The sequence below is a fragment of the Gordonia liuliyuniae genome (assembly GCF_021738805.1).
Lineage (GTDB): Bacteria > Actinomycetota > Actinomycetes > Mycobacteriales > Mycobacteriaceae > Gordonia > Gordonia liuliyuniae.
The window spans coordinates 138,426-163,834 of the sequence record NZ_JAKKOR010000008.1; the positions used below are offsets into that span (position 1 = coordinate 138,426).

The following is a 25,409-nucleotide window of genomic DNA, read 5'->3' on the forward strand; positions in this document are numbered from 1 at the left end:
AGCGCCCCGCTGCACATCTGGCGGCGTTGTCGTCGGTCGCGATACCTACCGGTATCCCTTCCTCCTCCGCCTTGCCAGCTGCACAGCGGAACACCACCAACCGTCGAGGAATTAACGACACGCGACACGAGCCGCGTCAGCGCTCTTCGACGCGGAACCCTGCGTCGCGTAGATCGTCGGCGACGGCTCCGGGCGCCGCGCCGAGATCCCAGCGTCCGAAGATCAACAGTCGGTCGTCCGGCAGGTCGATGAGCAGCTGTCTGCTGTGCGCCGCGAGCCTGCGCGTCCGCAGCGTCGACACGCGTTGGACGTCGTCGGCCGTCAACGTGATGCGCCCGGTCAGGGTGCGGACCGTCAGCGTGGGGCCCGGGTCGAGGGTCAGGCGCGGCCGTCGCACGAGCATCACCGTCCCCGCCGCGATCAAGCCGAGCGCGGCGACGGCGAGGAACACGGTCGCCGCGGGGTCGGTGTACGACGCGGCCGCAGCGGCGGCCAGAGCAACGCCGCCGACAATGAGGGCGACACCGGCCAGAGCCGGTGGCGCCCATTCCTTGTGCACTGGTTCCACAGAGTTATCCACAGGAGTTATACACAGTGGGGATGAATTACACACATGTAATTCCCCCGCTGGGGACAACGTCTCCGGTCAGCGCCAGCCCATTGTCATGAGCAGGCCGACCACCATGATCCCGAAACCGATCAGCATGTTCCACGGACCCAGCTCGGACATCCAGTGCAGGAACTTCCCCTCGGCACCGAACGTGTCCTGCGTGGCACCCAAGTAGTAGACGAGCAGCCACAGGAGGCCGATGAGCATCAGACCGAACATGACGGACTGATAGAGAACGCCCGACGGGCCGGCTTTGACCTTCACCGGGGTGCGGCTCGCACTGTTGACCGTGTAGTCGGTCTTCTTCCGGACTTTTGACTTCGGCATACCCTCCACGGTATCCCAGCTGCACGGTCAGCAGCCAAAACGATAACCTTTACCGGTGCGCATCCTCGTCATCGACAACTACGACAGCTTCGTCTACAACCTGGTCCAATACTTGGGGCAGCTCGGAGTCGAGGCCGTCGTCTGGCGCAACGACGACGATCATCTGACCGACCTCGACGCCGTGGTCGCCGAATTCGACGGCATTCTGCTGAGCCCCGGCCCCGGAACCCCGGACCGTGCAGGTGCCACCGAGCCGATCATCGCGGTCGCTGCGGCCGCGCGTACCCCGCTGCTCGGGGTGTGCCTCGGCCATCAGGCGATCGGCGAAGCGTTCGGCGCCACCGTCGAACGGGCCCCGGAGCTCCTGCACGGCAAGACGTCACTGGTGAACCACGACGGGTCCGGCGTCCTCGCGGGCCTGCCCGATCCGTTCGTCGCCACCCGGTACCACTCGCTGACCGTCGCACCGGCGACCATCCCAGACGAACTGGTCGTCACCGGGACCACCGACACCGGCGTCGTCATGGCGTTCAAGCACCGCGACCTGCCGATTCACGGCGTCCAGTTCCACCCGGAGAGCGTCCTTACACAGGGTGGTCACCGCATGCTCGCTAACTGGCTTCGCGTCTGCGGCCTCGACGTCTCCAAGGACCTCGTCGCTCGCCTCGAAAGCGAGATGGCCGTAGCCCTCGGCGTCTGAGTCCAGCCCTCGGCGTCCGAGCCCTGGTCTGTTGCTCGAGGCGAGCCCGGTCAGAACAATGCTTCCTTGCCGACGACTACGGAGACCGACTCGTTCTTGCGGAGCTTGCTGCCCGCGGACGGCCGCTGGGACATGACTTTGCCGTCGTCGCGGCTGCCGAGCGGAACCTTGCGTTCGGTGATGTTGATCGTGTTCGGATCCCATCCGGCCCTGACGAGCGCATCCTGTGCCTGATTGGGCGTCTTGCCGCGCAGGTCGGGGACGGTGAACTGGTTGCCGCGCGAGACCATCACCTGGACGGTGCTGCCGACCCGTACGGAGGTCCCCGCGTCGGGCGACGTGCTGACCACTTGGCCTTCGGGGAGGTCGGAGTCGGCCTGCACGGTCACCACGTCCAAGTCCATTTGTTCGAGGGCGGTGGTGGCCTCATCCTCGGTCTGTCCGCGCAGGTCGGGGATGGTCACTTCGCTCGGGCCGGTGCCGATGTGCAGGACGATGGTGCTGGTGACGGCGACCGTCGCATTGGTCTGCGGGGTCGTCCGGACGATTTTGTCCTTGAGGGCGGTCGTTGACTCGATCTGCTCGGTCTTCACCGTCTCGAATCCGCGTGCTTCGAGTAGTTTACGCGCGTCTTTCTCGGTCTTTCCTCGCAGATCAGGCACCGCGGATCGTTGCGGTCCGGACGAGATATACAACGTCACCTCCGACCCTTCGGGGGTGGGGACGTCGTCGCCCGGCACGGTGCGTGTGGCGAGGCCTTCGGTGATGTCCGAGCTCGACTCGCGTTGCTCTTTGACACTGAAACCGGCTTGTTCGAGATTGGCCTTGGCGGCTTCGGCGGTGAGGCCGGCGACCTTCGGGACGGCGATCGACGGCTCCTCGCTGGTCCACGGCGCCCACGCGAGGAGGCTGCCGACGAGAGCCGCGATCAACAGCAGCGCGACGGCCACGAGGACCGGCTTGCGACGGTGGAGCGGCGTTGGCTCGTCGTCCATCACCTCGGCGAGACGGTGGCTGTTACGTCGCGACGACTGCGTCTCGTTGCGGACGGGCGCCCGCGTCGATTCGATGAGGTCGGTTTGTTCCTGGTCGGTCAACAGCATCGGCGCCGACGGCTTGCCGCCTGCCAGAACCTTGATGAGGTCGGAACGGAAGTCGGCAGCCGTCTGATAGCGGTTGGCCGGGTTCTTGCTCATCGCCTGCATGACGATCGAGTCGAGTTCCGGCGACAGCTCGGGTCGGACGGTCGACGGGCGGCGCGGATCCTCGTGGACGTGCTGGTGGGCGACCGCGATCGGCGAGTCGCCGGTGAACGGCGGCTCACCGGTGACGAGTTCGAACAGAACGCAGCCCATCGAGTAGATGTCGCTGCGCGGATCCACTTTGATGCCGCGTGCCTGTTCCGGCGACAGATACTGGGCGGTGCCCATCACGGCGGACGTCTGCGTCATGGTCGCCGACGTGTCGTCCATGGCGCGGGCGATGCCGAAGTCCATCACCTTGACGGCGCCCGTCCGGTCGATCATCACGTTGGCGGGCTTCATGTCGCGGTGAACGATGTTCGCGCGGTGCGAGAAGTCCATCGCGGCGGCCACGTCGGCCATCCAGGTCATCGCCTGCTTGGGTGCGATGACCCCCGAATCGCTCGCCCGCAGGATGTCGCGGAGCGTATCGCCGTCGACGTACTCCATCACGATGAACGGGAGCGGTCCCTCGGACGTCTCGGCTTCGCCGGTGTCGAAGACTTGGACGATCGACGGGTGGGTCAGCTTGGCGGCGTTCTGGGCTTCACGCCGGAAACGCAGGTAGAACGACGGATCGCGAGCCAGATCGGCGCGCAGCACTTTGATCGCGACGTCCCGGTGCAGCAGGAGGTCACGCGCGTACTGGACTTCGGACATGCCGCCGAAGCCGAGTGTCTCGCCGAGCTCGTAACGCTCGGAGAGGTAGTGCGGATCGAAGTCGCTCACATCGTCAGCCTCATCTAGTCGGGATCGTGACTCCGGGCAGGACCTCTATGCCGTCGCTGCCGGTGGTCGTCTCCTCTTCCGTCGTCGTCGTGTCCTCGTCGGTCGTGGTCGTGGTCTGCTCGTCGGTGGTGGTCGTCGACTCGGGCGTCGAGCTCGGAGTCTCCTCCTCCGTAGTAGTCGGTTCCTCCGGCTGCTGCGTTTGAGTGACGGTGACCGGGGTCGAGTTCCGGGGTTCGACGGGGTCCTTCGGGCTGCTGCTGATCCACCAGGCGACCAAAGCGATCGCCGCGATGAGCAGCAGCGCGGCGACCGCCGTCAACACCTTGTGGGTCGTCGTCCAGCCACCGTTGTCGGTGTTCGTGGCGGCAGCGGTCGACGGGGCCGTGGTGGGCCGCGAGACCGGTGCGGGAGTCGGCGACGTCATCGCGCGGGTCCCTGCCGCCGCAGCGACCGGCGCGACGCCGCCCGCGGTGCGCGGCCGCGGCGGACGATGGCCTACCCGAACGGCGGCGACGGCGTCGGCGAACTCGCCGCCCGTCGCGTACCGCTGCGCCGGATCCTTCGAAAGCGTGATGTCGATGAGTTCGCGGACCGGAGCCGGGATCGACGACGGCAACGACGGCGGCGTGTCCTGGATGTGCTTCATCGCGACGGTGATCGCGCCGTCGCCGAGGAACGGTCGCCGTCCGGTGAGCGCCTCGTAGCCGACGACCCCGAGCGAGTACACGTCCGACGCGGCGGTCGCCTCGCCGCCCATCGCCTGTTCGGGCGAGATGTACTGGGCGGTGCCCATCACCATGCCGGTCTGGGTCACCGGCGCCGAGTCGACGGCTTTCGCGATGCCGAAGTCGGTGATCTTGACCTGCCCGGTGGGCGTGATCAGGATGTTGCCGGGCTTCACGTCGCGGTGCACGAGACCCGCGGTGTGCGCGGCCTGCAGCGCGCGTCCGGTCTGCTCGAGCATGTCGAGGGCGTGGGTCAGCGCGAGCTGGCCCATCCGGGCGATCACCGAGTTGAGCGGTTCGCCGTCGACGAGCTCCATGACGAGGTAGGCGAGCGGGTCGCCGCCGTTGCGGTCGGGCGTCTCGCCGTAGTCGAAGACGTTCGCGATGCCCGGGTCGTTCAACCGTGCGGTCGTCTGCGCTTCGGTACGGAAACGTCCGAGGAACTCGGAGTCGTTCGAGTATTCGGCCTTGAGAACTTTGACGGCCACTCGGCGGCCCAGTCGCGTGTCGAGTGCTTCCCACACCTGTCCCATGCCGCCGGTCGCTATCAACCGGACCAGGCGGTACCGGTCGGCGATGATGGTCCCGTTCTGCAGGCTCATCGGCCACCTCCCGTATATGCGTTCATCACTGCTCGTCCAATCGGGGCGGCAACGACGCCGCCGTAGGAGTTCTGTCCCTGTGCGCCGTTCTCGAGCATGACGGCCACCGCGATGCGCTTGTTGGTTCCCGGCGAGAACGCGATGTACCAGGCGTACGGGGTCTCGCCTCCCTGCGCGGTGTCCGAGTGCTCGGCAGTGCCGGTCTTCGACGCGATGCCCGACTGCGAGCCCGCTGTGTTCTGCTCCGACTTGATCATCATGTCGGTCAGGACGTCGGCCTGATCGGCGGTCAGCGGGCGGTTGAGGGTCGTCGGCGCCGTTGTCGAAATGGTGCGCAGGTCGGCGGTCTGCAATTTATCGACGAGGTACGGCCGCATCCGCGCGCCGCCGTTGGCGACGGTCGCCGCGATCACCGCGTTCTCCAACACGGTGAGTCGGACGTCGCGCTGGCCGATTGCCGACTGGCCGAGGGCGGCCAGGTCGTCGCCGATGTCGCCGACGGAGCTCTTCGCGACCGGCATCGGGATGCCCGCCGGGTCTTCGCCGACGCCGAACGATTTGGCGGTCGACGTGAACTCCTCTGGCTTGTCGCCGGGGACCTTCTCGGTCAGGAGCTGCGCGAACGCCGTGTTGCACGAGTATTCGAACGCCTGCGTCAACGTGACGGTCCCGTTCGACGACCCCGGGCACGTCGACCCGGAATCGTTGGACAGGAAGGTGTTGCTGTCGGGCAGCTGCCAGCGGGACGCCGCGGTGAGGCGGGTGTCGGCGTTGAGGCCGGCATGCAGCGCCGTTGCGGTCGAGACCACCTTGAACGTCGAACCGGGTGGATACAGCGCCGAGGTCGCTCGATTGACGAGCGGCGAGTCCGCCGATTCGTCGGTCATCGACGTCCATGCCTTCTCGGCTTCGCCGAAGTCCTGGGTGGCGATCGCGTTCGGGTTGTAGCTTGGCGTCGACGCCATCGCCAGGATCTTGCCGGTGCCCGGCTCGATGGCGACGACGGCTCCGCGGCATGGGCCGTCGCAGTCGGCGCCCGAGAGCTCCTGGTACGCAGTGCGTTGCAGTCGCGGGTCGATCGTGGTGACGACGTTGCCCCCGCGCGGGTCGCGTCCGGAGAACATGTCCATGAACCGCTGGGTGAACAGGCGGTCGTCGTTGCCGTTGAGCACGGAGTCCTCGGCGGCCTCGATACCGCGGTCGGCGCGGTACACGAACGAGAAGTAGCCGGTGACCGGGGCGAATGCCTTCGGGTTGGTCGGGTACTTCCGGAGATACTTGAACTTGTTGTCGGTGGCGACCGATTCGGCGATCACCGTGCCGTCGGCGGCGACGATGACGCCGCGCTCACGCGAGTATTCGTCGAGCAGCACACGCGAGTTGCGGGTGTCGCTGCGCAGCGAGTCCGCTTTGAACACCTGAAGGTAGGTGGCGTTGGCGAGCAGCGCGACGACGAGGACGATGGCGGCGATCGCGACGCGTTGGATGGGTTTGTTCATCAGCGCGTCACCACCTGGGTGGGCATCGCGTCGACCTTGCGTTTCGGCTTAGGTTTGGGCGCATCGGGTTCGCGGGCGGCGTTCGAGATGCGGATGAGCAGTGCGAGCAGCAGATAGTTCGCGAGCAGTGATGATCCGCCGTACGCGAGGAACGGCGTGGTCAGACCGGTCAGCGGGATCAGCTTCGACACGCCGCCGAACACCACGAACAGCTGGAACACGATGGTGAACGAGAGGCCGGCCGCCAGCAGCTTCCCGAAGCTGTCGCGGACAGCGATGGCGGTGCGTAGTCCGCGGACGACGAGGACCAGGTAGATCAGGGTGATCGCGGTGAGGCCGACGAGACCGACCTCTTCACCGAAGCTGGTGAGAATGAAGTCGGTGTTGGCGAACGGCACGATGTTGGGGCGGCCGGAACCCAGGCCCGTCCCGAACAGGCCGCCCGTCGCGAATCCAAACAGGCTCTGCGCCACCTGGTAGCCGTACGTGTCGTACTGCTCGAACGGGTCACGCCACACCGCCACCCGCATCTGCAGGTGGAAGAACAGCTGGTAGGCGATGACGGCGGCCAGCGCGAAGAGCGTCAGTCCGAGCATCAGCCAGCTGACGCGCCCGCTGGCGACGTAGAGCATCGTCAGGACGGTCACGAAGATGAGCAGCGACGTACCGAGATCCGATTCGAAGGCGAGCACGCCGACGGCGATCGCCCACGCCGCGATCAGCGGGCCGAGGTCGCGGGCACGCGGGAAGTCGATCCCAGCGAACTGTTTGCCCGCGGTGGTGAACAGGTCGCGGCGGGACACCAGGAACGATGCGGTGAAGATGATGATGAGGATCTTCGAGAACTCGCCGGGCTGGATGTTGAAGAAGCCCGCGCGGATCCAGATCTTGGAGCCGTTGATCTCCGACATCGACGACGGCAGGATCGCTGGGATAGCGAGGAAGATCAGACCGCCGAGACCCAGCGTGTACGCGTACCGCGAAAGCGAGCGGTGATCGCGGAGGAGGGCCAGCATGACGGTGAACAAGACGATGCCGATGATCATCCACAGCAGCTGTTGGTCGGCGTTGTGCGTGCGCTCGGACTCTTTGAGGAGTTCGTCGGCGCGCGCCGACCCGAGGTCGAGGCGGTGGATCATCACCAGGCCGAGTCCGTTGAGGATCGCGACGGCGGGCAGCAGCAGTGGATCCGCGTACGGCGCGAAGTAGCGGACGGCGACGTGGGCGATCGCACAGAGGGCGGCGAACGCCGCGACGAACTTAGCGACCTCCCAGGTCAGCGGCTCTCCTTGAGCGAGTTCGACGATCACCAAGGCAACGCCGACGAGCACCACGGCGAAACCGAGCAGTACCACTTCGGTGGTACGCCCGGTATTCGCCGGCGGTGTGGTCGGCGGTGCGTGCCCAGCGGGAGTCGACGTCATCCGACCTCCCGGCAGCGGCGTGCGCCGTCCGAGTCGGTGGTTGGGGCGGGCGCCTGCATCGTGGTGGAGGTGGTGTCCCTGGGCTTCTTGTCCCCGGGTTCCTTGTCGCCGGGCGGCTTCGGTGCGTCGGGCACGGCGCACAACGGCAGGAAGGTCAGTTCATTGCGGATGCGTTCCTGCGCGGCGTCGAGCGACAGGTTCTTGATGCTTTGGGATTCGACGGCGCTCCGACTGATCTCGGTGAGGTCGTCGACGAGCATTGGCGTGCACGAACTGTCGGCGTCGACGAACGTGACGCTCGGCTTCTCGGCGTCTGCGTCGTCGATGCATGCCCGTTGGTTGGGTGATTCGACGGTGAAGAACAGCAGTTTGTCGGGTGTGCCGTGGTGGATCTCGACGGCGCCGTCGTCGTTCACGGTGACGAAGTTGCTGTTCAACGCCTGGGCTCGGATGACGAAGAAGGCGGTTACGAGCGCGGCGATGACGACGAGTACGGCGATGATGGCGAGCGGCCACCCCCACCGTCGTCGATGTTCGGGTTTGTCCGCCATGGTGATGGTCGGCCGCGCAGTCGCGGGCGCCGGTGGACGCAGCGCGGCTGCACGGCCCGCTGCGGTCTTCGGGTCGGGCACATAACCGTCTTGGTCGTCGTCGCCTGCCGCGCCGCCGAGGATGGGCCGCGATTCGCCGTACTGGTCGTCGACGACGTCGGCGACAACGACGGTGACGTTGTCGGGGCCGCCGCTGCGCAACGCCAACTCGATGAGGCGGTCGGCGCACTCCTTGTGGTCGGCGATGTTGCCGAGAGTGTCGGCGAGGGTCTCCTCGCTGACGACGTCGGAGAGTCCATCGCTGCACAACAGGTAGCGGTCGCCTGCGCGGGCTTCACGCATGATGAGCGTCGGTTCGACTTCCTGACCGGTGAGGGCGCGCATGATCAAGGATCGTTGCGGATGCGAATGCGCCTGCTCGGCGGTGATCCGACCTTCGTCGACGAGACTCTGGACGAAGGTGTCGTCGCGGGTGATCTGGGTGAGGACGCCGTCGCGGTACAGGTAGCCGCGCGAGTCGCCGACATGGCACAGGCCGAGGCGGCTGCCGGCGAACAGGATGGCGGTGAGCGTGGTGCCCATGCCTTCGAGTTCGGGGGTCTGCTCCACCTGGTGGGCGATCGCCGTGTTGCCGACCGCTGTGGCGTGTCCGAGGGCGTCGAGGAGGTCGCCGCCGGGCTCGTCGTCGTCGAGGCCGCGCAGGGCTTGGATCACGAGTTGGCTGGCGACTTCGCCTGCCGCGTGGCCGCCCATTCCGTCGGCGAGTGCGAGCAGGCGGGCACCTGCATACACGGAGTCTTCGTTGTTCGACCGGACGAGGCCGCGGTCGCTTCGCGCGATATAGCGCAGGACGAGAGTCACGGGCGTAGCTCAATCACTGTCTTGCCGACCCGGATCGGTGTGTTGATCGGAGCGCGGACGGCGGTCGTCACTTTGGCGCGGTCGAGATAGGTGCCGTTGGTGGAGCCGAGGTCTTCGACGTACCAGTCGTCGCCTCGTGGCGACAGTCGAGCGTGTCGTTCGGACGCGTAATCGTCGGTGAGGACGAGCGTCGAGTCGTCGGCGCGGCCGATGAGGACGGGTTGTGCGCCGAGCGTGATGCGTGTGTTGGCGAGCGCGCCCGCGGTGACGACGAGGTATTTCGCGGAGCCGCGGCCGCGGGTGCTGCGTGACCGCCGGTCGGATCGGCTCGAGCCGATGGGGATCCGACCGCTGGTGGCAGCCGAGAGGTCGCTGCGCATGGTGCGGATGATGGCGTAGACGAACAGCCATAACAAGATGAGGAACCCGAAACGGGTCACCTGCAACAGGATGCCCTGCACCTGCGCGTCACCTCCCTCACGAAGAACATCGACATCCGGGCGGTTGCCTGGATGCAGTCAACTGTCGGGGGACGCGACGATCCCCCGACAGCATCTTATGCGGATCCGGCCTACTGGAAACGGACCGTGATGTCGGAATGTCCCAGACGGATGCGGTCTCCGTTGGCGAGTTCCCACGCGCTGACCTGAAGGTCGTTGACGGTTGTCCCGTTCGTCGAGTTCAGATCGGTCAGCATGGCGGTCTGTCCATCCCAGCGGATCTCGGCGTGGCGACGTGAGACGCCGGTGTCGGGGAGACGGAACTGCGCGTCCTGGCCGCGGCCGAGGACGTTCGATCCTTGACGGAGTGCGAAGGTGCGGTTGCTGCCGTCTTCGAGGACGAGGGTGATGCCTGCGGGCGCGTAACCGCCGCCGGCCGGTGCTCCGTAACCCTGGTCGTACGCAGGCTGTTGGCCGTAGCCCTGGTCGTAGACGGGCTGCTCGTAGCCGCCCTGCTGCGGTGCTCCCTGCGGAGCATAGCCCTGGTCGTACCCGGGCTGCTGGCCGTAACCCTGGTCCATCGGAGGTGCTGCGTAACCCTGGTCGTAGCCGGGTTGCGGCGCATAGCCCTGGTCGTAGCCCTGCTGCGGCTGACCGTAGCCCTGGTCGTAGACGGGCTGCTCGTAGCCGCCTTGCTGAGGTGCCCCCTGCTGGGGTGCATAACCCTGGTCCGGTGCATAGCCCTGGTCATAGCCGGGCTGCTGACCGTAGCCCTGTTGCCCGTAGCCCTGTTGGCCGTAGTCGTATCCGGGCTGCTGCCCTTGGTCGACGGGTGCGGCGTACTGCTGGTCGTAGCCGCCCTGCTGCGGTGCGTAGCCCTGCTGGTCGTACGGCTGCTGTTCGTAGCCGGGCTGCGGTGCGTACCCCTGTTGGGGGTCGTACTGCTGCTGGTCGTAGTCGTACTGGGGGTACTGTCCGCCCTGTTGCGGGTAGCCGGGGTACTGGCCGCCCTGATCGTTTCCGGGTGGATTGGTCATGGCTGGGGCTCCTCGGTGACTAGCTGGTCCCGGGGCCGCGGCGGACGCGGGGACCGGGCGTGGTGTGGCGTCGGGGTTAACGACGCCGTCGGTATGGAACTGTCCGGTGTGCAGTGACGGTATCTGATCGAACTCTACGACCACTGGCCCATAAGTCTGCCACCCATTGTCCCGGATGAAGTCTTCCAAATGGCGGGAGAAGATCTTCCGGTTCAGTTCGTACTCCGTGGATACGTGCTCCAGGTCGGACGGACTGAGCGTTATGACGTAACTGTTGGCGACGAGGCTCGCGCCGTCGCCAAGGTTCTCGAGGGTGCCTTCGGCTTCGCGCTGAAGGCTTTGTTCCATCTCCTGCGGTGCCACTTTGCCACCGAAGACTCGGGCGAAACCACCGTCGACGGCGGACTCGAGCTTGCGCTCGAAACGGTCGAGAATTCCCACCCGTCTCGACTCCTTCCGTGGTCTGTGGCGTGTCGGCGTGCATACCGTGCCTGTCGATGTTACCGGCCAGGCAAGCCCGTCGCCGCTTGTGCGTCACATGCGCAACTGACGTCACAACAGCACGATGCTGTGGCGGACAGCTTCAGGGTGGATAATCGCAGGTCGGAGTGGTCGGAGATGTGGGATTTAACTTCGGCGCTGGCTGCGTGCTATCGTTTTCGAGTCCACGCGGACATATGTCGATTGATCGACGCCACGGGCGAGTGGCGGAATGGCAGACGCGCTGGCTTCAGGTGCCAGTGTCCTTCGGGACGTGGGGGTTCAAGTCCCCCTTCGCCCACCATACAATGAGCCGCGGCACCGTTTACACGGTGTCGCGGTTCCTTGTTTTTCGACCCAAAGTAGCTATCGCATCACGCGTCTGTTCCCGCTAATAGTCCGGACTATTAGCGGGGACAGACGCGTGGAGCAGGACCTCCGGTGTTCGGGCTCGACCAGCCTGACGCTCGCCAAACATGCTGCTGCAAAGCCTGCCTAATCCGGGTCTCCGTCCGAGCCAGGACGGTTCACATGATCGCGCTCGCGTCAGATGCCCACGCTGTCGCGAATGCGAACGCGCCCCACCCCGACATTCGGCGGCGCGCGGATGTCGTGGAGAGCCGCGGATCCGTCGCCATCGGCGTTACGCTCCGGATGAGACGAGACGTGAAGAGACGAGACGGGGGACTCACATGCGACGTGTACTGAGAATCTTGCTGATCGCGGGGCTTCTGCTCACCGCCGCCGGAACAGTGCCCGAGACCGCGCGTGTAGAGGCCGCGCCGTCGAGGGCCCTGGTCCAGTTCCCGGTGTACTCACCGTCGATGCACAGAACGGTGATGAACAACGTCCTTCCCGCACCCGGAGGCGGAAAGGCTCCCGTCCTGTACCTCCTGCACGGCGCGGGCGGCGGCAGCGATCACATCGGCTGGGAGTGGAACACCAGATACCGCGAGTTCTTCCGGAACAAGGACGTGACCGTGGTGTCCCCGGTCGGAGGCGCTGGCTCTTTCTACACAGACTGGCGTTCGCGTGATCGGAAGCTCGGGCTGAACAAGTGGCAGACCTACTTGACCAGGGAACTGCCGGCAGCGGTCAACCGGCACTTCGGCGGCAACGGCCGCAACGCGATCGCGGGTGTGTCGATGAGTGGTGGTCCGGCCATCGACTTGGCTGCGCGGGCACCGCGTCTCTACCGAGCCGCGGCGTCGTACAGCGGATGCCCCGCCCAGGCTTTGGGCTTCCCGGCAGTGATGGGCACGGTGATCGGTCAGGGCGGCAACCCGCTGAACATGTGGACTCCGAGCGACTATGTGGTCCACGACCCGGTGCTCAACGCTGCGCGACTTCGCGGCACGGCGATCTACATCTCGGCCGGTGACGCCGGCCTCGAACTCCCGGTCCGCGCATGCTCGGACGCGTCCGCCGCAGCGCTTCGTGCACAGGGCATCCGCGTGACCTCCGATGGACTGCGTGGCGCGCACAGTTGGGACGTCTTCGAAGGCGGGCTGCGTCAGTCGTGGCGTGTGATCGGGCCCGCTATCGGCGCATGAGGGCGGCTGCAACAGAACGGTCGTGCACATCATTTTCGTAGAGGTCAGTAACTGACCGGTATTCGAACTAGCGTGGGCGACGGAACCAATCAGGCACCGTCGAAAGGCACCTCATGGCCGGCACGTACACCCCAGTCACCGTTGATCTCGATGTCGACGCAGAGCGAACGGACCTGCTGACGCTGCTCCGGGACCAGCGCGCGCTGCTCAGAATCACTGCGCGCGGGCTCACCGACGAGCAGGCCCGGACCGCTTCCACAGTGAGCGCGCTCACTGTGGGAGGCCTGATCAAGCACGTCTCTCGCGTCGAGCGGGACATGACGAGCCAGATCATCGAACGCGACGAGAATGCCGAGCTCGACATGGAGGTGCTGAGCGACGCCTACATCTTGCGCGCGGACGAGACTCTCGCCGAATGCCTTGAGGGGTACGAGCGGTCCGCCGATGAGTTCGACCGCCTCATCGCGGGAATCAACAGCCTCGACGAGTTGATTCCGCAAGCGAGGGCGCCTTGGCAGCCTGAACTGACGTGGTGGAGTGTCCGGAAGCTGGTACTGCACTTGTTGAGGGAGACCGCGCATCACTGCGGCCACGCCGACATCGTTCGGGAATCCATCGACGGACAGACCACGATGGCTGCGCTCTTCGAGAACTAGGGCGAGGCCCGACCGCCGTAGCCCCGGACGTCGTCGGCAACCTTCGGTAAATCAGTGGCCGCTCCGCGCCCGTCCCCGTACTGTCACCGCCCATGAAGCTGTTCGTGGACGCTTTCCGCGATCCGCCCGACATGACCTGGACTGTGGCCCGCACGAGCGCGGCGGCCCTCGAGATTCTCCGGAGCGGTGTTCTCGTCACCGACTTGAGTCTGGATCACGACCTGGGTGGTGAGGATACGTCGCGGCCGGTCGTGCTGTATCTGGCCGAGTACGGCGGTCGGCCCGCCGTGGTGCGGGTGCATTCCGCGAACCCCGTCGGTGTCGAATGGTTGACGAGCATGGTCGAGCGGTACGGGCCGGGTATCAGCCGCTGACGTTGTCCACCGATTGAGCGATATACGCGTTTTGTCAGCGGTCCGTGCCACAGCGATCCTGTGACGGAATCGGTGACAGAGACAAGCGCGACGGGTCAGCAGGCGAGCACGACCGAGGAGGAGGTCTGGTCGCTCCTCATATAGACCGGGCGCAGGCGCGGGACGACGCGACACTGGCGCGCCCGGTATATCGACGACGCGTACGCGCTCATCGTCGACGACGGCGTGGACTCGGTGGTGAAGGCGAAGGCCCGACCGCTCGAGCACTGCTCGCTCACGCCGACGCACTGGTGTCCGGCAGCGCGCGCGTCGAATCGGGGAACTCCGGGCGCCTCGCAGCGTTCCTGGGTCGGCACGTTCGGGGCCGCTTACTGGCCACCGGCCGCGCAACTGAAAAGATCACCACGCGCGAATCTCTACCCTCGCGCACACGGGCCAGGCAGAGTTCCCGCTCGGGCCGTCCTCGGGGCGGCACGAGAGAGGAACGCATGGCTGGAGAGCCCCCGCTGCTGCGGGTGAAGAACGCCGTCGAACAATCGGTGCCAGACGTCGTCCGGTCGTGGTTGGTCCGACTGATCGCGCTCGTCGTGTTCATCGCAGTGTGGTTGCTGATCGCCGGCCTGCACCTGGTGGACGAGAAGTTCCTGCCCTCGCCGAACGCCGTCTGGGATGCCGCCGTCCGAGCGAGCACCTGGCATCAGGTAGCGCCGGGCGTACCGCGTGAAGTGCTCGGCGAACAGAACTACTTCCTGTGGGAACACCTGGTGGCGAGCCTGCAGCGGATCTTCGCAGGCGTGGGCGTCGCCATCGTCCTGGGGCCGATCGTGGGCTTCGCGATGGGCATGTCGAAGACTTTCAACACGGTCACCGAGCCGTACCTGAACTTTCTTCGTGCGTTGCCGCCGCTCGGCTACATCGGCCTCCTTATCGTGTGGTTCGGGATCGGCGACACCTCGAAGGTCTGGCTGCTGTTTCTCGCGGCCTTTCCCGCCATCGCGATCTCGACTGTCAGCGGCGTGCAAGGCGTGAGCCGCGACCAGATCAATGCCGCCCGCGCGCTCGGCGCAAACCGTCTGCAGGTGCTGACCGGGGTCGTGGTGCCGGCGAGCCTGCCCGAGGCCATCAACGGCATCCGCATCGCCGTCGGCTTCGCCTGGACCACCGTTGTCGCCGCAGAGCTCAACAACGGCATCCCCGGCATCGGCGGTCTTGCCTATCTGGCAGGCCAGCAGCTCAACACGCCGCTGACCATCGCCTGCATCGTCGTCATCGGCATCACCGCTCTGCTCCTCGACGCACTCATCAAATGGATCGGCGTGCTGCTGGTTCCGTGGAAGGGGAAAGTATGAGACCCGGCCTCGGCAAGGGCCGCCGTCTAGCGATGCACGTCGCGGCCCTCGTCGCGATCGGACTGACGTTGTCTGGCTGCATCGTCGAATCCGGACGACCCGAACAATCGCGTTCCCTCGGCGGTGCCACTCCCTGCCCCGTCGAACCAGACGCGTCCGTCACCGGCACCGTGCGGATCGGTTGGCAGGAGATTCCCAACGGCGACCTGATCGTCAAAGACACCGGTCTGCTCAACACCTGCCTGCCGAACGTGACGACCGAGTGGAGCAAGTTCGCCTCCGGCGGCGACGTCGTCCAGGCGTTCGGAGCGGACTCGCTCGACATCGGTCTGCTCGGCAGCGCGCCCGCTGCGAAAGCGTTGTCGGCCCCGCTGAACATCGACATGAAGGTGATCTGGATCCAGGACCGGATCGGTGCCGCCGAATCGCTCGTCGTCCGCGACCCGTCGATCACCTCAGTGGCCGACTTGCGCGGCAAAAGAATCGGCGTGCCCTTCGCGTCGACTGGACACTACAGTCTGTTGACCGCGCTCGATCAGGCCGGCATCGGCTCCCAGACGCAAGTGGTCAACCTCAGCCCCGACGCCATCCGTGGCGCCTTCGGCGGCGGACAGATCGACGCTGCGTATATCTGGGAGCCGACGCTCAGCGAACTGACCGGCGACGGCGGAAAGGTCGTCACCACGAGCGCTGACGTCGGTCAGCTCGGCGCATCCACCTATGACCTGGAAGGGGCCCGCGGCGACTTCCTGCGCGATAACCCGACATTCGTGAAGATGTGGACGACGGTGCAGGGGTGGGCGGCGAATCTGATCAACACCGATCCGACGAAGGCCGCCGAACACATCGCAGGCCAACTCGGCGTTCCGGTCGAACGGATCATCGACCAGATCAAGGGCTACGACTATTTCGACGCCGCCACCCAGGTCGGCCCGGAGTACTTGGGTGGCCAGGTCGCCGGAGACATCCGCAGAACCGCCGAGTTCCTGCTGCAAGAAGGCGAAGTGCAACGCGTCGGACCGGCGCAGCACTACGCGAACGGTGTCTACGCGGTCGGGACACGGTGAGGGGAACACGATGAGCGGCACAGAACGCGTCGACCTGGCGGGCGTCAGCAAGACCTACCAGACGTCGAGTGGTGAGACGCTGGCCTTGGAAGCCACCGACCTGGCGATCGAGCCGGGGGAGTTCGTCTCGATCGTCGGTCCGTCGGGCTGTGGAAAGACGACCCTCCTCCGGCTGATCGCCGGATTCGAGAATGCCACCGAGGGGGTAGTCGAGGTGGGCGGGACGCGAGTCACCGCTCCGTCTGCCGACCGCGGTGTCGTGTTTCAGGCTCCGACGCTCTACCCGTGGCTCACCGTGCGCGGCAACGTCGAATTCGGTCCCAAAGTCCGGGGCGTGAGCAAGACGCAGCGACGCGAGCAGGCCGAGCGACTGCTGGAACAAGTCGGCCTCGGGGACTTCGGAGACAAACGTCCGTACGAGCTGTCCGGCGGTATGCAGCAACGCGCACAGATCGCGAGGGTGCTGGTGAATGATCCCGGCATCGTCCTGATGGACGAGCCTTACGGCGCCCTCGACGCGCTGACCCGCGAACGACTACAAGTCGATCTTCTCAAACTGTGGCGCAGGGCGGCCAAGACCATCGTCTTCGTCACCCACTCGGTCGACGAAGCCGTGTTCTTGAGTACCCGTGTGATCGTGATGTCGGCGCGGCCTGGCCGGATCGCGATCGATCGCGAGATAGATCTGCCCGGCGACGGCCCCGGTGTGGTGCGGGACAGGTCGGTGACGGCGACCGCCGAATTCCAGCGGCTGAGAACTGAGCTGGCGGGGGCGATCTACGCGGCGCATGACTGAGTAGTGGTGTCCGCAGGGCGAAAGACGGCTTTGCGCACGCTGACAACGTCGAAACGCGCTGCGTCGATCTCGTGAGGCTAGACGACTATTTAATCGTTGGCCTGTCACGGGAAGGCGCACTGGTCGTCAGAAACCTGAATTCATACACCATTGCTAGATCGATCAGCTGGTAAACTTCGGGTCATGGGTGCCACTAACGAGGTTGTCGAGACGGTTGTGGAGTTGTGGCCGACTCCTCGAGTCGTGGATTTTCTCGATATTAGCCGACAGGCAATCAACAGGCGATTGAGGAATAGAAGGATTCTCGGCTATTTGGGCGCTCAGGTGACACTGTTTCCGACTTGGCAGTTCGACCTGGATCGGCACGAAGTGCGCGAGGAGGTCGCTGAGCTCCTCGACGTCGTCGACGACGAGGTCGGAAGTCGCGCACTCGCGGAATGGATGACGACAGCGACCGACGAGGGGCTCACACCCGCAACGATGCTGTTCGATCCGGCGACGAAGGACGTCGTTCTCGCGATGGCGTCGGCGTTGACGCCGGGAACTGCCGCAGCGAACGGTGCGAACAACGGCGGGCCGAAAGGCAAAGGGGGCAAGCCCGTTCCCGCATGGGTGCCGCCCCCGAAAGGGGAAGACTCCGGTGCACAGCACGCGATCCTCCTAGCGGCCGCAGATCTGTTCGCACGAAAAGGCCCCGCGAAAGTCTCCTTGCGAGAGGTCGCCGCCGCAGCCGATGTCTCCTACGGCCTCATCCATCGGTTCTATCGAACGAAAGAGAATCTCCTCATGAGTGTCATGGAGATGCTCGTGACATACGGTGGCGACCGACTTTCGGAAGAAGACGATGCGTACGCAGCCCTTGAGAACTCATTCGGCGCAGACGTCGACTCCGGGCAGTTCGGTCGAATGCTGACGTGGTCAGTATTCGAGGGGACACCGCCGGATCGACTCCTAAACGGGGTGAAGTCTCGCGGTTATCGAAATCAGATCGAGGCGCTTTGGAATGGGGAAGATCGGAAACCGGATGTCCGTGCGGAGTTCGATTCGAATGTGCTCGCATCACTGCTGGCGTTGGTCGGCGCCGTGTGGAACTTGTATGAGCCCTACCTCACCGAGCTCGCAGATAGCCCGGACCGAACAGCGGCTGACATCCGTCGGGAAGTGACGGAGATGCTGCAGGTGCTGGTGTACGCGACGCGACCGAACCGGTAGCGGACGGCACCCGCGGCGCGGTAGCGCAGCGGGTGCGCCGCACATCAGACGGCCGACTCAGTCCTCATGCGGAGGACGCCGCGGTCGAGGCGGCCCTCTCTCGCGTCGGCGAACAGCGACTCGTAGTCCTCGAAGTCGTACACCTTGGTGATCAGCTGGTCCAGGTAGAGCTCTCCCGACTGGTAAAGGTCCACATAGCGGGGCACGTCGGTGCCGGGGCGCGACGATCCGTACCGGCATCCGAGCACCGAGCGGTCCATGTAGAAAGTGCTTGCAGGCACCGACAGCTTGGCGTCGGGACCGGCGACGCCAAGCATGATGAGCTGGCCGCCCCAGTCGATCATCTCCATCGCCATGCTGGTGATCGCTTCTCCGCCGACGCAGTCGAAAGCGTGGTGGACGCCTCCGTCGGTAAGCGATCGGACGGCGGCCACGGCGTCGACGCTGGACGGGTTGACGAACTCTGTTGCACCGAATGTCCGCGCCGTCGCCTCCTTGTCGGGATTCGTGTCGATGGCGATGATCTTCGTGGCGCCCGAGATACGGGCCGCCTGGATTACGTTCAGGCCGATGCCGCCGGCGCCGATGACGACCACCGAATCGCCGATCTGAACGCGGGCGCGGTTGATCACGGCGCCGGCCCCGGTCAGGACGCCGCAGCCGATCAGGCAGGCGGCCTCCATCGGGATGTCTTTCGGGATGGGTACGGCCTGGCCTGCGGCCACCACGATGCGCTCAGCGAAAGTCGACAGCGCAGCGAAGTTGTGCACCTGAGTGTCTCCGATGCGGAACGGAGTCGCTGTCTTGCCGAACGACTCGCGGCACATCGTCGGATGGCCGCTGGTGCAGGACGCACACATTCCGCACGCGGCGAGCGTCGACAGCACGACATGATCGCCGACGACCGGGTTGGTCACGCCGAGGCCGACCGCCTCCACTACGCCAGCGCCCTCGTGCCCGAGGATCACCGGCACTGAGAACGGAATCTTGCCGTTGATGACACTCAGGTCGCTTTGGCACAGTCCGCTCGCCTCGATTCGGACGGCGACTTCACCGACGCCCGGTGTGCGGACTTCTACCCCGTCCACCAGCTTGTTCTCGCTTCCGTCGAACAAAAGAGCTCTCAACGTCTCAACCTCACTGATCGTCGTAGGAAATGGGGCCGACCCCGCAGCGCACGTCGCGGCGCGACTCGCCTCGTCCGCCCAAAACGGGAAATAGGAAGTTCGAATGCCTGCCAATTCCGTGGCAGACGTCTCATTCGTAGCCATACTGTAGAGCCGCTCAGGAGTGGCGTCAAGCGAGTTGTAGCCATTCAAGTTGACGAAGTTGACGCGTGCGTAGCCAACGGCTACAGTGATAGCAGTCACGGAGCCCACGAGCCGTATAGCCAGCCCCGGAGGGCCGACGTCTTCCGTGTGGGCTACTTCGAACCGCGAGCCCGTCCGACTTCCTTCCACCCGCGGCAGTGCCGACACAGCGAGGAGATCTGAAATGACATCGATGGCGTTGTCGATGAAGCCCACCGGCTGGTTCCAGATCGGATGGTCTGACGAACTGGAGGTGGGCGCCGTCCTGCCGCTCCGATACTTCGGAAAGGACCTTGTCGCCTATCGGACCGACGACGGTGAACTGGTCGTGATGAACGCGTACTGCGAGCACCTCGGGGCCAATCTCGCGTACGGCGGAACCGTGCAGGGCAACGACATCCAATGCCCGTTCCACGGATGGCGATGGGGGCCGAATGGCCGAAACACCTGCATTCCGTACCAGAAGTCGACGAACCGGGTGCGCCGAATCGGCGTATGGACGGCGGCCGAGCGCGACGGAGTCATGTACGTGTGGCACGACGCGAACGGCGGCGAGCCCACGTACGACGTACCCAGCGTCTTCGACCTGTTCGAGGGGAGCGGACCTGCCGAGAACTACCACGAGGCCGGTGAGACCGGCCGGTACGAGCATCCGAAGGCCCCCATCCATCCGCAGTACGCGGCGGAGAACGGCGTCGACTTCGCGCACTTCAAGTATGTGCACCGCGCGGACGAGATTCCGACTGTGGTGAGCCGGGAATTCGGTGATCACGACTTCAAGACCGAACTGGCTCTGGCGTTCAAAGTTCGTGGCGCGGACGGTGAGATCGAGTCCGTACCCGGCGGCACTAACGCGACCCTCCTCGGAGTTGGGCTCGGGTACGCCTACGCATGGGGAGTCGGCGACGTCTGCAGCCTCTCCGCGGTCACGCCGGTCGACGACGAGACATCGATCCTGCGGTTCTCCGCATGGGCGAGTATCGAACCAGGGCAGGACCAGGACAAGGTGGCCAAACGGCAGCGCAGCGCGATCAACCAGGTACGTGCGGACATCGCGATCTGGGAGCACCAGCGCTATACCGAGCCGCCGGGTCTGGCGACAGCCGAGGCGGCCGGATTCCGAGACATTCGTCAGTGGGCCCGCCGCTTCTACCCCGAGGGAGAAAAGGGCCACCGCGTCGACGATCAGTTGGCCGGAACCGACGCACAGACAGCAGGAGAGGCCTGATGCGCACACCATTGACCGATGATCTCGAAGCCTGGCGCACCGAGATCCGCGAGTTCCTGAACGCCGAACTGCCTCGCGAGAACGCGTTCAACCCAGAATTCGACGACGCACCGGAGCAGTGGCAGATCGCTGTCGACTTCAGCAAGAAGGTCGCCGAGAAGGGCTGGATCGGACTGACATGGCCTGTCGAGTACGGCGGCAAGGGATTGACGCCGGTCGCGAACCAGATCCTCCTCGAGGAGCTGTATGCCGCCGACGCGCCACTGATCAACTCGGTCGGCATCTTTCTGGCGGCAGGCACCATCCTGGTGGGCGGAACCGAAGAGCAGAAGCAGCGCCTGCTTCCCGACATCGCGAACATGCGCACGCTGTGGGCCGAAGGGCTCACCGAACCTGAGGCCGGTTCGGACCTGGGAAGCCTGCAGACCAAGGCCGTCCGTGAAGGCGACGACTGGGTGATCACCGGACAGAAGGCGTTCACCTCGTGGGGGCCGATGTCCGATGTGCTCTTCGTGGCCGCGCGCACCTCGACAGGCGATGCCGCGCGGGACGCGATCAGCATTTTCGTCGTCGACCTGAAGTCTCCGGGCGTCACGCTGCACCCGATGCGGAACTACGGCGGCGGCGTGCAGTCGAGCACGTACTTGGACAAGGTCCGAGTGCCCGCCGACGCCTTGATCGGCGAGGAGGGGAAGGGCTGGCAGTACATCATGCGGGCCTTCTACGCTTCGGGCACCGTCGAACCGATCTACGCGATGCAGGAGAGTCGACTGCGTGACCTGATCGGGCACTGCAAAGCGATTCCCGGCAAGCTGGACGACCCGCACGTGCAAGCCGACATCGCCAAGCTAGCCGAGATGGTGCAGACCCAGCGCGCGCTGGCCTACGAGATCATCGGCGACAACGCCGCAGGCCGCAAGACGCCCTGGGCAGGCGGCGCGCAGCAAGTCATCGCCAAGGAGTACGAGCCGGTCTTCGCCCAGGTCTTCGATCGCGTCCTCGGACCGACGAGTCAGCTGCGCAAGGGATCGGCGGACGCACCGCTCAACGGAAAGCCCGAGGCCTGGTACCGACAATCGTTCGCGAACCACGCCGGAGGAACGTCTCAGCTCAAGCGGATGGTGCTCGCGACGCGGGGCCTCGGCCTGCCGCGATAGGAGAAGATCATGGAACTCACATGGGGCGAGGACTTCGCAGCCCTCACTGACGTAAGCAAGTCGGTCTTCGCGCGCTACTCGCCGTTGGACGACCGTTCGAATACCGTGCCGTTCGCCGAACAGGTGAGACAGTTCGCCGAACTGGGCTGGCTACAACTCGCCGATCCGTCGGGAACCGGGGACGAGAGCGCATCGCTGGGAACCATCGCCGCGATCTTCGTCGAAATGGGCCGGGCACTGGCGCAGACACCGTTGCTCGATCTCACCGTCGCCCGCGACGCGGCGATCCTCGCAGGGTCCCCGACGGCGACCGCCCTGGCCGCGCGTATCGGTGACGGCGACGCCGTCGTCGTCCCGGCATTCGGCACCGAGAACTGGGGATCGGCAGTCAGCGTCACCGGTGGCAGCGCCACCGGGCGGGTGCTCGGCGTAGAGTACGCCGACCAGGCGGAGAGCCTGCTGGTGCATGCGGTGGCCGACGGCGAGAGCCTCCTGCTGCTCGTCGATTCGGCGGAGGTCAGCGTCGAGGCGATGCCGAACATCGGTGGACACCCGACCTTCAGCGTTACGTTGACCGACGTCGCCATGACGGACCAGCGGACTCTCGCTCGCGGTTCCGCCGCCGACCACGCGATCGATCTGGCTTCCCAGCGCGGCGACGTACTGCGCGCAGCGCAGGTGCACGGCGCAGGCATGCGACTCCTGGACATGACTGTCCGGTACGCCCAGCAACGTCACCAGTTCGGCGGTGCAATCGGCCGCTTCCAAGCCGTTCAGTACCTGTGCACTGACATCGCGGTCAACGCGCATGTCACCTCGGCACACACGCGAGCGGCCGCGACGGCGATCGACACCACCGGTGACGGACGACCGTACGTCGACCTCATGCGTAACCAGGCGATCCTCACCGCGCGCGAGATGGTCCACTGCGCACATGAGGTCCACGCAGGCATCGGGTACATGGTCGAGTCCAACGTCCACCTGTTCACCGACGCCGCCAAACGCTGGCAGTTCGACTTCGGCGACGCCGCCGACCTCAACAGCTCGATCGTCTCGGCTATCACCGAAATCTACGAAGGAGTGTGACTATGTCGCTGATCGACTATCAGGTCAAGGACGCAGTCGCCCTGATCTCGCTGAATCGCCCGGAGAAGCACAACGCGCAGAACGAGCCGATGCTCGAGGAGCTCGACGCTGCGTGGCGGAAGGCGGCAACGGACGATGCGGTCAAGGTCATCGTCGTTCGGGCCAACGGGGACAACTTCTCGGCAGGGCATGACCTGAAATCGGTGACCAGCGGCTACGAGCCGTCGGCCGATAAAAGTCAGCTGGAGAAGGCCTACGGCTGGGAGACCGAATTCTACCTCGGATTCTCTCGCCGCTGGCGAGACGTCCCGAAGCCGAGCATCGCGTCGGTCAAGGGCGCGTGCGTCGCCGGGGCGCTCAATGTCATCTGGCCGTGCGACCTGATCATCGCGGCCGACAACACGTTCTTCAGCGATCCGGTGGCCAAGTACGGGATCGGCGGCGTCGAATACCACGCGCACACCTGGGAACTCGGTCCACGTCGCGCCAAGGAGATGCTCTTCACCGCTCGCAGCTTCTCCGCTGAGGAGGCATTTGCCGCAGGCATGGTCAATCGGGTGGTTCCGGTCGACGAACTTGACACGCAGACAATGGATCTCGCCCGTGAGATCGCGCAGATGGACGCTTGGGCCCTCCGGCAAGGCAAGCGCGCCGTGAACCAGACGCTGGACATCATGGGCCAGCAGGCCGCACTGCAGTCGGCGTTCGATATGCACTGGCTCGGACACGCCAACTCCATGCTGACCACCGGTTACCCGCTGCTCAGCGCGGCGCCGCTGCCTGCCGAATCGAAGAAGGACGAGTCGTGACCGCGACGGACCCGACCGGCGCGGCGACGTCGATCTGGTCGCTGCTGGCCGGCCGCGTCGAGGCGACGCCCGATGCCGTGGCACTGATCGACGAGCACGACCGTTCGGAGACGTTCGTCGAGATCTTCGACGCCGCGCGGCGCACCGCCGCAGGCCTGCGCGAGCTGGGCATCGAGCCCGGCGCCGTGGTGAGCTGGCAGCTTCCCACCAGCATCGACGCCGTCGTACTGAGCCTTGCGCTGTCGCGACTCGGCGCGGTGCAGAACCCGATCATTCCGCTCTACCGTGGCCGCGAGGTCACCGCGATGGTGGAGCAGTGCCGATCGCAATGGTTGATCACCGTCGGCACGTTCCGCGGATTCGATCACGCGCTCATGGCCGAAGAGGTCAAAGGCGCGGTGTCAGGCCGGCTCCGGACGCTGGTCCTCGCCGACGGCCTGCCCGACGGCGATCCGACAGCACTCGCGCCGGTGCAGGACGGGGCGGACGAGGTCCGTTGGATATACACCACGTCCGGCACCACGTCGGCGCCGAAGGGCGTCTGCCACACCGACGGCTCGCTGATCGCGGGCGGCGTCGGTGTGGCGGACGCCATCGAGGCGACGTACGCCGACACCGGCACGATCTTCTTCCCGTACGCCCACATCGGCGGCCCGGACATGCTGATCACCTCGTTGTGGGCAGGCATGCCACTGGTGCTGATGGAGGTGTACGAACCAGCCGCGGCAGTCGCGCTCATGCGCAAGCACGGTGTCACGATCACCGGCGGATCGACACCCCACTACTCACTTCTGCTTCACCAGCAGAGGCAGCGCCCGGATACGCGGGTGGTGCCGACGCTGAGGGTGCTCGCGGGCGGCGGCGCGCCGATGCCGGAGAAGCTCTTCCACGAAGTGTTCACCGACGTCGGTGTGCCGGTTCTGCACGGTTACGGCATGACGGAGTCGCCGATGATTGCGTCGTCTCGACCGAGCGACACCATTGATCAACTCGCAACGACCTCAGGCCGTCCAGTTCTCAACTGCGAGATCCAAATCCGTTCTGAGGCAGACGAAGTCCTTCCGATCGGCGGCACCGGTCGCGTGTGGGTGCGCGGCCCGATCCTGTTCAAGCACTACATCGCCGACGGTGAGATCGTCCGGCCTTTCGACTCCGACGGCTGGTTCTTCACCGGTGACATCGGCCAGGTGGGACGCCAGGGGCACCTCACCCTCGTTGGCCGCGAGAAGGACCTGATCATCCGCAAGGGCGAATCGATCAGCCCGTCCGAGATCGAAGACGTGCTGGTGAACCACCCGGCGATCGCGAATGTCGCGGTGATCGGGCTTCCCGATGAGGTCCGCGGCGAGCGGATCTGCGCGGTGTGCGAACTCGTCGACCCCGGTCAGACCGTCGAACTCGACGAGCTGCGGCAGTTCTGCAAGGAATCCGGTATATCGCCGGCGAAGTTCCCCGAGCAACTCGAGGTCGTCACCGAACTGCCCAAGACCCCGACGATGAAGATCCGCAAGCAGCAACTGCGTGAACGAATCGCCGACCCGCAACCCTCACCCGCCTGACGGCCATCTGTCTGTGGTGCCCGCCCG

The 25,409-nt window shown here is 65.5% G+C and carries 23 protein-coding genes and 1 tRNA gene; 14 read left to right on the plus strand and 10 right to left on the minus strand.

Translation table 11 applies throughout. The features are described from left to right. Positions 1-136: 136 nt before the first annotated feature. Entirely contained in the window at positions 137-568 is a 432-nt protein-coding gene (locus tag L5G33_RS11625) for a PH domain-containing protein (protein WP_236998347.1), read from the minus strand. Between the two features lie 78 nt (positions 569-646). Further along, the gene (crgA, locus tag L5G33_RS11630) at positions 647-937 is read right to left on the minus strand and encodes a cell division protein CrgA (RefSeq protein WP_183369274.1); all 291 of its coding nucleotides are present in this window, start codon (positions 935-937) and stop codon (positions 647-649) included. A gap of 55 nt (positions 938-992) precedes the next feature. Between crgA and L5G33_RS11635 the strand changes: the two genes are divergently transcribed. Further along, complete coding sequence (locus L5G33_RS11635) at positions 993-1,637, plus strand: aminodeoxychorismate/anthranilate synthase component II (protein WP_236998348.1); 645 nt, start codon at positions 993-995, stop codon at positions 1,635-1,637. Between the two features lie 50 nt (positions 1,638-1,687). Here the strand turns inward: L5G33_RS11635 and pknB are convergent, their stop codons facing one another. From pknB to L5G33_RS11670, 7 genes are all read right to left on the minus strand, one after another. Continuing rightward, the gene (pknB, locus tag L5G33_RS11640; protein WP_308191570.1) at positions 1,688-3,607 is read right to left on the minus strand and encodes a Stk1 family PASTA domain-containing Ser/Thr kinase; all 1,920 of its coding nucleotides are present in this window, start codon (positions 3,605-3,607) and stop codon (positions 1,688-1,690) included. A gap of 10 nt (positions 3,608-3,617) precedes the next feature. Further along, complete coding sequence (locus L5G33_RS11645; RefSeq protein WP_236998349.1) at positions 3,618-4,934, minus strand: serine/threonine-protein kinase; 1,317 nt, start codon at positions 4,932-4,934, stop codon at positions 3,618-3,620. Continuing rightward, complete coding sequence (locus L5G33_RS11650; RefSeq protein ID WP_236998350.1) at positions 4,931-6,433, minus strand: peptidoglycan D,D-transpeptidase FtsI family protein; 1,503 nt, start codon at positions 6,431-6,433, stop codon at positions 4,931-4,933. Before L5G33_RS11650 ends, L5G33_RS11645 begins: the two co-directional genes overlap by 4 nt. After that, on the minus strand, positions 6,433-7,857 hold the full coding sequence (locus tag L5G33_RS11655; protein ID WP_236998351.1) for an FtsW/RodA/SpoVE family cell cycle protein: 1,425 nt from the start codon (positions 7,855-7,857) through the stop codon (positions 6,433-6,435). Before L5G33_RS11655 ends, L5G33_RS11650 begins: the two co-directional genes overlap by 1 nt. Then, positions 7,854-9,269, minus strand: a complete 1,416-nt coding sequence (locus L5G33_RS11660) for a PP2C family protein-serine/threonine phosphatase (protein WP_236998352.1) — start codon at positions 9,267-9,269, stop codon at positions 7,854-7,856. The genes L5G33_RS11655 and L5G33_RS11660 overlap by 4 nt, the downstream gene beginning before the upstream one ends. Beyond that, positions 9,266-9,730, minus strand: a complete 465-nt coding sequence (locus L5G33_RS11665; RefSeq protein ID WP_236998353.1) for an FHA domain-containing protein FhaB/FipA — start codon at positions 9,728-9,730, stop codon at positions 9,266-9,268. The genes L5G33_RS11660 and L5G33_RS11665 overlap by 4 nt, the downstream gene beginning before the upstream one ends. 110 nt (positions 9,731-9,840) lie before the next feature. After that, positions 9,841-11,187 (minus strand): FHA domain-containing protein, encoded by a 1,347-nt coding sequence (locus L5G33_RS11670; RefSeq protein WP_236998354.1) that lies wholly within the window; start codon positions 11,185-11,187, stop codon positions 9,841-9,843. A 257-nt stretch (positions 11,188-11,444) separates the two neighbouring features. Between L5G33_RS11670 and L5G33_RS11675 the strand changes: the two genes are divergently transcribed. From L5G33_RS11675 to L5G33_RS11710, 8 genes are all read left to right on the plus strand, one after another. Further along, positions 11,445-11,530: transfer RNA gene (locus L5G33_RS11675), tRNA-Leu, on the plus strand. 388 nt (positions 11,531-11,918) lie between these two features. After that, positions 11,919-12,779 carry an alpha/beta hydrolase gene (locus L5G33_RS11680; RefSeq protein WP_236998355.1) on the plus strand — a complete coding sequence of 287 codons (861 nt, stop codon included), beginning with the start codon at positions 11,919-11,921 and terminating at the stop codon, positions 12,777-12,779. A gap of 113 nt (positions 12,780-12,892) precedes the next feature. Continuing rightward, positions 12,893-13,435, plus strand: a complete 543-nt coding sequence (locus L5G33_RS11685; protein WP_236998356.1) for a DinB family protein — start codon at positions 12,893-12,895, stop codon at positions 13,433-13,435. Between the two features lie 92 nt (positions 13,436-13,527). Beyond that, positions 13,528-13,809, plus strand: coding sequence for a cyclic-phosphate processing receiver domain-containing protein (locus L5G33_RS11690; RefSeq protein WP_236998357.1), 282 nt, complete (start codon positions 13,528-13,530; stop codon positions 13,807-13,809). Between the two features lie 488 nt (positions 13,810-14,297). Beyond that, positions 14,298-15,158, plus strand: coding sequence for an ABC transporter permease (locus L5G33_RS11695; RefSeq protein WP_236998358.1), 861 nt, complete (start codon positions 14,298-14,300; stop codon positions 15,156-15,158). Then, entirely contained in the window at positions 15,155-16,225 is a 1,071-nt protein-coding gene (locus tag L5G33_RS11700; RefSeq protein ID WP_236998359.1) for a taurine ABC transporter substrate-binding protein, read from the plus strand. The genes L5G33_RS11695 and L5G33_RS11700 overlap by 4 nt, the downstream gene beginning before the upstream one ends. A 10-nt stretch (positions 16,226-16,235) precedes the next feature. Continuing rightward, complete coding sequence (locus L5G33_RS11705) at positions 16,236-17,021, plus strand: ABC transporter ATP-binding protein (protein ID WP_236998360.1); 786 nt, start codon at positions 16,236-16,238, stop codon at positions 17,019-17,021. Between the two features lie 324 nt (positions 17,022-17,345). Then, complete coding sequence (locus tag L5G33_RS11710) at positions 17,346-18,233, plus strand: TetR/AcrR family transcriptional regulator (RefSeq protein WP_236998361.1); 888 nt, start codon at positions 17,346-17,348, stop codon at positions 18,231-18,233. A gap of 44 nt (positions 18,234-18,277) precedes the next feature. Here the strand turns inward: L5G33_RS11710 and L5G33_RS11715 are convergent, their stop codons facing one another. Continuing rightward, positions 18,278-19,360, minus strand: coding sequence for a Zn-dependent alcohol dehydrogenase (locus tag L5G33_RS11715; RefSeq protein ID WP_236998362.1), 1,083 nt, complete (start codon positions 19,358-19,360; stop codon positions 18,278-18,280). A 367-nt stretch (positions 19,361-19,727) separates the two neighbouring features. Between L5G33_RS11715 and L5G33_RS11720 the strand changes: the two genes are divergently transcribed. Genes L5G33_RS11720 through L5G33_RS11740 form a run of 5 tightly spaced genes read left to right on the plus strand, consistent with a single transcriptional unit; the run spans position 19,728 to position 25,382 of the window. Beyond that, on the plus strand, positions 19,728-20,771 hold the full coding sequence (locus L5G33_RS11720; RefSeq protein ID WP_236998363.1) for a Rieske 2Fe-2S domain-containing protein: 1,044 nt from the start codon (positions 19,728-19,730) through the stop codon (positions 20,769-20,771). After that, entirely contained in the window at positions 20,771-21,928 is a 1,158-nt protein-coding gene (locus L5G33_RS11725) for an acyl-CoA dehydrogenase family protein (RefSeq protein WP_236998364.1), read from the plus strand. Before L5G33_RS11720 ends, L5G33_RS11725 begins: the two co-directional genes overlap by 1 nt. 9 nt (positions 21,929-21,937) lie before the next feature. After that, positions 21,938-23,014: an acyl-CoA dehydrogenase family protein gene (locus L5G33_RS11730; RefSeq protein ID WP_236998365.1), complete on the plus strand. Its 1,077-nt coding sequence runs from the start codon at positions 21,938-21,940 to the stop codon at positions 23,012-23,014. 2 nt (positions 23,015-23,016) lie between these two features. Continuing rightward, positions 23,017-23,823 (plus strand): enoyl-CoA hydratase, encoded by an 807-nt coding sequence (locus L5G33_RS11735; protein ID WP_236998366.1) that lies wholly within the window; start codon positions 23,017-23,019, stop codon positions 23,821-23,823. After that, positions 23,820-25,382, plus strand: a complete 1,563-nt coding sequence (locus L5G33_RS11740; protein ID WP_236998367.1) for a class I adenylate-forming enzyme family protein — start codon at positions 23,820-23,822, stop codon at positions 25,380-25,382. Before L5G33_RS11735 ends, L5G33_RS11740 begins: the two co-directional genes overlap by 4 nt. The last annotated feature ends 27 nt before the right edge of the window (positions 25,383-25,409 follow it).